This is a genomic window from Streptomyces sp. NPDC060027 (assembly GCF_042737005.1).
Taxonomy (GTDB): domain Bacteria; phylum Actinomycetota; class Actinomycetes; order Streptomycetales; family Streptomycetaceae; genus Streptomyces.
In genome coordinates this window covers 21,801-28,376 of the sequence record NZ_JBHWVI010000110.1, presented here as the reverse complement: position 1 = coordinate 28,376, position 6,576 = coordinate 21,801, and the positions used below count along the sequence as shown (strand labels likewise).

Genomic DNA, 6,576 nt, shown 5'->3' with positions numbered 1-6,576 from the left:
CCAAGTACATCCAGTACGAGGACTTCCGGCCGGCACACCGAGAGCACGCACCGGGCGCCGCTCCTTGACGGGCAAACGTTGCCTGCCGCGGCACTAGGAACCGAGAACCGACGCAAGTCCGGTCACGCCCGGCTGCTGGAGCGCTGGCTGCCTCATCTGGCGCCGGCGCGCTGGTGGTCGCCCACGACGTGTGCCACCCGGTCTTCGCCTGGGACCTGCGCGACCACGCCGCGTTCACCAAGGACCGCGGGGCCGTCGCCACCACGACGCTGCCGGTGGAGTCTGCGGTTTCGAAGTCAGCCGCTGGCCGGAATGATCCGCCCCCTCGGCCCACCGGCGCGAGAATGATCCCGCCGCGCGTACGGCGCTCCGCGGTGGCCGGCGGCCCGCCCGCCGGTGCCGGGACGACGAGCAGGGCGGGTACCGCGTCTCGCGGCGGGCAGCCCCGTGAGTCGGCGATCGGCGTCCGTACGGGGCGTCGCCCACCGGCCCCGCCAGGACTGACCACCCCCGACGCGGTTTCGGTGGAGCTGTTCAGCGGTCGACGGAGTTTCCGCGTTTCGACCCCACCTTCCACCGACCCTCGACCGACCTTCGACAGACTTTTTTCGACCGACCCTCAAGCGAGCAAAGGATGGACCATCGTGCGCAAGGTGCTCATCGCCAACCGCGGTGAGATCGCTGTCCGCGTGGCCCGGGCGTGCCGGGGTGCCGGGATCGCGAGCGTCGCCGGGTATGCCCTTCGCCGAACTCCCAGTGGCGACCCTGCGCGACGGTGTCAGCCTGGCGGACGCGCGAAGCCACTTCGACGAGGACGGCGACCCGAGGGACACCCCGGGTCTCTCGGCAGCGGTGAATACCGTGCTCGGCCAGCCGATGTGGTGGGCGGCCGCGCTCCAACAGGCGTGCGAGCGAAGCCCGTTCGCGGCGTGAACAGGAGGGAGACGACCGTGGCAAGGCTGGAGCCCCGGGGCATGCAGCGGACGTACGCGACCAGGACGACCGGGGTCACGGACGTCACCCTCGACGCGGGTGGCATCACCCTGCCGAGACTGCGCATCGAGCCGCCGGGCCCGTCACCCCGGGCGAGCGTGGTCGCCGCGCACGGCGGCGGGATGACGGCCGGGGGCTTCGACCGGCAGGCGCATCCGAGCGGGTCGCTGCTGGGGCTGGGGGCACGTCTCGGTCTCGCGGTACTGAGCCTGGACCGGCCAGGCTACGGTCGCTCCGCCCGCGAGTTTCCGCACGGGCAGAGCCTCACCGAGCGGTCCGCCACGCTGCACGCGGCACTCGACGACCACGCGCGGCGGCTCCCGAAGGCGGCGGGGTTCAGCCTCGGGTGGGCCGCCCGTTCCTACCACCTGCGTGTCCTGGCCTTCCTGGAGGAACTGCTCGCGCCGCGCGGGCAGGTCGGCGCGTGAGGCAGGAGGCGCCCCGGCGAACCGCTCGCACGGCCGGGCCCGTCCCTCGGGTCAAGGCCATCGGCCGGTCCCTGTCGGTACGCAACTTCCGGCTGTTCTTCACCGGCCAGCTCATCTCGGTCATGGGCACCTGGATGATGATCGTCACGCAGGACTGGCTGGTGCTGTCCCTGTCCGACGACTCGGCCGGCGTTCTCGGCATCGTCACAGCCCTCCAGTTCGCCCCCATGCTGTTTCTCTCGCTCTACGGAGGCCGGCTCGCCGACCGCCATGACAAGCGCACGATTCTCGTCGCGGCCAACCTCGTCTCGGGTGCCCTGTCGGTGACCCTGGCTCCCTTGGTCATCACGGGAGCTGTGCGCGTATGGCACGTGTGCGCCCTGGCCCTCTGCCTCGGCGTGGTCAACGCGATCGAGACGCCGACCCGGATGTCCTTCGTGCATGAGATGGTCGGCGGCGAACTCCTGCCCAACGCCTCGGCCCTGAGCGCCGCCTACTTCAATCTGGCACGCATCTTCGGACCCGCGCTGGGCGGTCTCGCGATCACCTGGCTCGGCATCGGCACCGTGTCGGTGCTCAACGCGGTCAGCTACCTGGCCACCGTGGCGGCGCTGCTGATGATGCGCCCCGAGGAACTGCTTCGGGGAAGGAGCACCGCGCGTGACGGACGCTCCGTCGACGCGCTGCGGTACGTCGCAGCGCGCCCCGACCTGCTGCTGCCCCTTCTCACGGTCGCCCTCGTCGCCCTCTTCGGTCTGAACTTCCAGCTCACTCTGCCGCTGCTCGCCAAGACGGTCTTCCACGCCGACGCCGGGTCCTTCGGGCTGTTCACCTCCGCCGTCGCCGCGGGATCGCTGATCGGCGCCCTGGTCGGCACGGGACGCAAGGGACGCCCGTCGGCGCTGCTGGTGGCCGGAGCGGCCGTCGCCTTCGGTACGGCGGAGGCACTGACCGGGCTCGCTCCGGGGCAAGGCACCGCCCTGGTTCTGCTGGCTGTCACGGGCTTCACCGCCCTCTACTTCACCCAGGCCGTCAACCACCGCGTCCAACTCGGCTCGGCCCCCGGCTTCCGTGGCCGGATCCTGGCGCTCTACACCCTCCTGCTCCAAGGATCGACGCCCTTCGGCGCCCTCCTGACAGGCTGGATCGCCGCCCGCCACGGTGCTCGCTCGGCCCTCGTCGTCGGTGGCCTGATCTCCTTGGCCACCGGTCTCGCGGCCCTGGCGTTCCTCGCGCTCCGCGCTTCCCGGCAGCCAGGGCCCGCGGAGAAGAAGAGGGCCCCCTGACGGGCGCGAGGTGCGCTGGGCGCGGCCGCGGAATACGCCTCGGACGGAGTCCTCTTGAGTGGTCATGCCGTAAAGACTGCGTCCGCGAGTGACGCGATGCGGAGCCCGTCCGGCCGCCGGAAAACACGAACCGAAAGGAATTCCTCATGCAGGTGCAGTACACCGACCGTATGGCGACGGCCATGGGGACCGCGAGCGAACTCGCCGCCGCCCAGCGCAGTCCTGAACTGTTCACCATTCATCTGCTCACCGTGCTGAGTGCACAGGATGACTCCACCTTCTCGGCCCTGCTGGTCGCCAACGGCGTGGATCTGACGGCTTTCCATGAATTCTCCGCCCATCGCGGCCGACAGATGATTCCGCCGGTGTCGCGGACGTCCGCGGACGACATCCGGCCCAGCCAGGAGCACGCGGCCCTGCTGGAGGGCGCGGCCGCCGAGATGGGGGAGATCGGTGACGGCCGGCTCGGCACCGAGCACATCCTGCTGGCGGCGCTCAAGTACCGTCCCGGAAAAGGCGCCTGGGCCGTCTTCGACCTCTCCTACGCTCCGGTCCGCAAAAGCTTGGACGCACTGAGGAAGAACTCGACGGTGTGACCACGGGGCGGTCATCCGGCCGGCGTCCCACACCGCCGTCCGGATGACCGCCGCGTCGTCGGGACTGACCGGAACCAACGCCCGGGGCTCGCCATCCCGCCGGGCTCCGGTACCTTCCTGTGGTCGGTGGGAAGGATGAAGTCGCCGTGGCGTAGCCGACGTTGCGGCCATGAGCGCCTGTCCAAGATCATGTCATCGCGACCCGACCCGAGGCGACACCCGGATCTCCCGAACCGGTGGCCGCCGCCCGCACAAGCCGCACCAGAGCCGCACGCGCACGTTCGCCCAAGAGGCCCGCCCAAGAACCGAATCCGCCCGTCAGGAACGAACTCACCGACGGACCCCGCGCACTTGGGCGCTGATCGGCGAAGACCCCCACGTCCGCGCACCAACACCCACTCACAGAGGTCCGATGCCCACCCTCAGATTTGGCAAGTACCTGACACTGGCGACCGCGGCCCTCCTGCTGCTGGCCACGGCCCCCGGGGCGGTAGCCGCCACCGCGGACCCTGCGAGCATCGCGCAGACGACGTCCGCCGACGCACAGGCGACCGACGTACAGGCGAGCGAGGCGTGGCAACCGCCGTTGTCCACACGCGGACGGTACGTCGTCGACGCCGACGGCAACCGTTTCCGGCTGAAGTCGGCCAACTGGGACGGTGCGCAGGGCTCCTGGACAGGCAGCGGCAGCGCCGCCGACCCGGCCAACCATCACGCCGGACAGAACTCCTACGGCATCCCCCTCGGCCTGGACCGCGTCCCCCTGCCCCAACTGCTCTCCGACTTCCACCGGCTCGGCATCAACAGCATCCGGCTACCGTTCTCCAACGAGATGATCCATACGACGACGCCTGTTCCGGACGTCGCCCTCACGGCCAACCCGGGACTGCGCGGCAGAACACCACTGCAGGTGTACGACGCCGTGGTCGCCGCCCTCACCCAGGACGGGTTCGCGGTCATCCTCAACAACCACACCAACACCTCGCGTTGGTGCTGCGGCATCGACGGCAACGAACGATGGAACAGCGGACAGTCGACCCAGCAGTGGGCGGACGACTGGGTCTTCATGGCCCGCCGCTACGCCAGTGAACCGCGCGTGGTGGGGGCCGACCTCTACAACGAGGTACGCCGTGACGTACTGGACGACCCCAACTGGGGCCTGGGCGACGCCCACGACTGGTACGCGGCCGCCCAGCTCGCCGCGGACCGCATCCTCTCCGAGGCCAACCCCGACCTCCTCATCGTCATCGAGGGCATCAACTGGACCGGGCTGCCGGTCGACGGACTCCCGCACGGCCGCCCCACCCTCACCCCCGCGCGCACGCTCTCGCACACCCTCGTCGCCACGCACAAGCTGGTGTACTCCGCCCACTTCTACGGATACACCGGCCCCAACCACAGCGGCGCGACCGGGATCGGCGAGACCCACGACGCCCGCTACCAGGACCTCACCCGCGATCAGCTCCGCCAAGTCCTCGACGACCAGGCCTTCTTCGTCTCCTCGGAGGGAAACCAGCACTTCACCGCGCCGGTGTGGATCAGCGAGTTCGGCATCGGAGCGGGCGAGACCGGCGCCGCCGCCCGTACCTGGTTCGGCAACATCACCGACTACTTCGCCGACCACGACGCCGACTTCGCCTACTGGCCGCTCGTCGGGTGGGAGGGCCACGACGACTGGTCCCTGCTGCGCTACGACACCTCGGGCAACCGGTACGGCATCCTCGACCAGGCCGACTGGCGCGCGACCGCGTGGAACCGGCTCATGACCGCGCCGACCCGCACCGGGTCCGTCGCCGCGGTCCCCAGCTGGAGCATGCTCGCCACCGATCACGGCGACCACGTCCAGTCGCTCCGGGTGCGAGCGAGCGGCGACTGGAACTCGGGTGCGTCCAAGGCCGCTTGCCCCGACGGCCAGCGCCTGATCGGTCTCGGCCACAGCGGCGTTCGCGGGCTGTGCACCGACGTCTCCACCGGCGACCTTCGCGCCGCGGGCACCACGCAGACGGTCGTCACCGACGAACGCCACGTGCCCGCGGGCGGCGACTGGGCCTCCGGGTACACCAAGTTGCAGTGTCCCGCGGGGAACTTCCTCATCGGCTACAGCCGTCGCGGCGGCCGGACGTCGGCGGCCCTGTGCGTTCCCGCCGGCCACTCGCTGGCGGGCGCCGGGCGAACCGTGTGGTTCGACCGGTCCGACAACCGGCCCACCGCCGCCGCCGGCGGCGACTTCGCCAACGGCGACTACAAGGGCCAGTGCGCCGACGACGAGTACGCCGCCGGGATCGCCTTCACCACACGCCTCGGCGCCAACCCGGGCCCGGCCGCCCTGTTGTGCCGCAAACTGACCTGATCGCCACTCGCCCGCTGCCAGGGCCGCGGCATCATCCCGGGTAGCCCCGGCTGCCGACGGGACCGATGTGGGGCGCCACTTCCGCGGCGCCCCACACTCGGCATCAAGGGCCCACGAAGGTCGTACTCGTTCACGACAGCCCCGTTCCGGTTGGTCCTGTGTCAGAACATCTACGCGGGGCGCCGACTCCTTCGCTCCGGGCGTCTGCTCGGCGCCGGTCCAGGCTTCGCCGCCGCTGCGGCACCACCACGTCGGCCACGGCGCTGTCGCTTCCGTTCTGGATGCGGGTCCGCCGGGGGCGGTGCGCTGTGTGCGGATCAGCGGGCGATCGAGATCGCGAAGGGAGCGAATCCGCTGGACCGAATCACGTGCGGTACGAACAGGATCGCGGCCTCAGTGGCTCGGGCGGTCTGGATGCCGCCGAGATCAGTGATCCACTCCTTGCGCCAACCGAGGCTGATGAGCAGTTCACGGACGGTCTGCTTGGCCTGCGAGTCCTCGCCCGAGAGGAAGGCGTCGGGCGCCTGGGTGAGCGTGGCCGGCGCGGTCATCACCGGGAAGAGCATGGTGTTGAGTGTCTTGACGACGCGCGTTTCAGGGAGCGCTTCCTGGAGTTGCTCGGCGAGGCTTGAGCCGGGGTAGATCAGGTCGGCGGGCAGTCCGTCCGGTCCGTCGACGGTGGCGTTGGAGACGTCGACGAGGATCTTGCCGCGCAGCTCCTCGCGCAGGGCGACGAGCCGGTCCAGCGAACCGGCGCCCGGGGTGGCGTTGATGACGATCCGGGCTGTCCGGGCAGCGTCGGCGGCGGCGCCCGGAGCGCGGTCCGCCACGGTCACCTCATGCCCTGCCCGGGTGAGGGCTGCGGCCAGGTTGCCGCCGACGCGGCCGTTTCCGAGAACTGCGAGCGTGGTCATGATGATCTG

At 70.5% G+C, this 6,576-nt stretch carries 6 protein-coding genes and 1 pseudogene; 6 read left to right on the top strand and 1 reads right to left on the bottom strand.

Annotated features, from left to right (window positions below):
- Positions 1–644 precede the first annotated feature (644 nt).
- The 6 genes and pseudogenes from ACFWBT_RS25195 to ACFWBT_RS25170 all read left to right on the top strand — a co-directional run.
- Positions 645–740, top strand: a pseudogene (locus ACFWBT_RS25195) (biotin carboxylase N-terminal domain-containing protein); the annotation flags it as partial.
- A complete protein-coding gene (locus ACFWBT_RS25190; protein WP_385704221.1) occupies positions 736–933 on the top strand; it encodes a hypothetical protein in 198 nt (65 codons plus the stop codon). The pseudogene ACFWBT_RS25195 and the gene ACFWBT_RS25190, both read left to right, overlap by 5 nt.
- Before the next feature lie 17 nt (positions 934–950).
- Positions 951–1,421: a hypothetical protein gene (locus ACFWBT_RS25185; protein WP_385704218.1), complete on the top strand. Its 471-nt coding sequence runs from the start codon at positions 951–953 to the stop codon at positions 1,419–1,421.
- Entirely contained in the window at positions 1,418–2,707 is a 1,290-nt protein-coding gene (locus ACFWBT_RS25180; protein ID WP_385704215.1) for an MFS transporter, read from the top strand. Before ACFWBT_RS25185 ends, ACFWBT_RS25180 begins: the two co-directional genes overlap by 4 nt.
- A gap of 146 nt (positions 2,708–2,853) precedes the next feature.
- Positions 2,854–3,303 carry a Clp protease N-terminal domain-containing protein gene (locus ACFWBT_RS25175; RefSeq protein ID WP_385704212.1) on the top strand — a complete coding sequence of 150 codons (450 nt, stop codon included), beginning with the start codon at positions 2,854–2,856 and terminating at the stop codon, positions 3,301–3,303.
- A gap of 412 nt (positions 3,304–3,715) precedes the next feature.
- Positions 3,716–5,653: a glycoside hydrolase family 5 protein gene (locus ACFWBT_RS25170; RefSeq protein WP_385704210.1), complete on the top strand. Its 1,938-nt coding sequence runs from the start codon at positions 3,716–3,718 to the stop codon at positions 5,651–5,653.
- 317 nt (positions 5,654–5,970) lie between these two features.
- On the opposite strand, the gene ACFWBT_RS25165 is transcribed toward ACFWBT_RS25170, so the two are convergent.
- The gene (locus tag ACFWBT_RS25165) at positions 5,971–6,567 is read right to left on the bottom strand and encodes an NADPH-dependent F420 reductase (RefSeq protein WP_385704207.1); all 597 of its coding nucleotides are present in this window, start codon (positions 6,565–6,567) and stop codon (positions 5,971–5,973) included.
- Positions 6,568–6,576: the final 9 nt, after the last annotated feature.

Coding starts and splice junctions, on each gene's coding strand:
- ACFWBT_RS25175 (WP_385704212.1), top strand. CDS start 2,854: ATGCAGGTGCAGTACACCGACCGTATGGCGACGGCCATGGGGACCGCG.
- ACFWBT_RS25190 (WP_385704221.1), top strand. CDS start 736: ATGCCCTTCGCCGAACTCCCAGTGGCGACCCTGCGCGACGGTGTCAGC.
- ACFWBT_RS25165 (WP_385704207.1), bottom strand. CDS start 6,567: ATGACCACGCTCGCAGTTCTCGGAAACGGCCGCGTCGGCGGCAACCTG.
- ACFWBT_RS25170 (WP_385704210.1), top strand. CDS start 3,716: ATGCCCACCCTCAGATTTGGCAAGTACCTGACACTGGCGACCGCGGCC.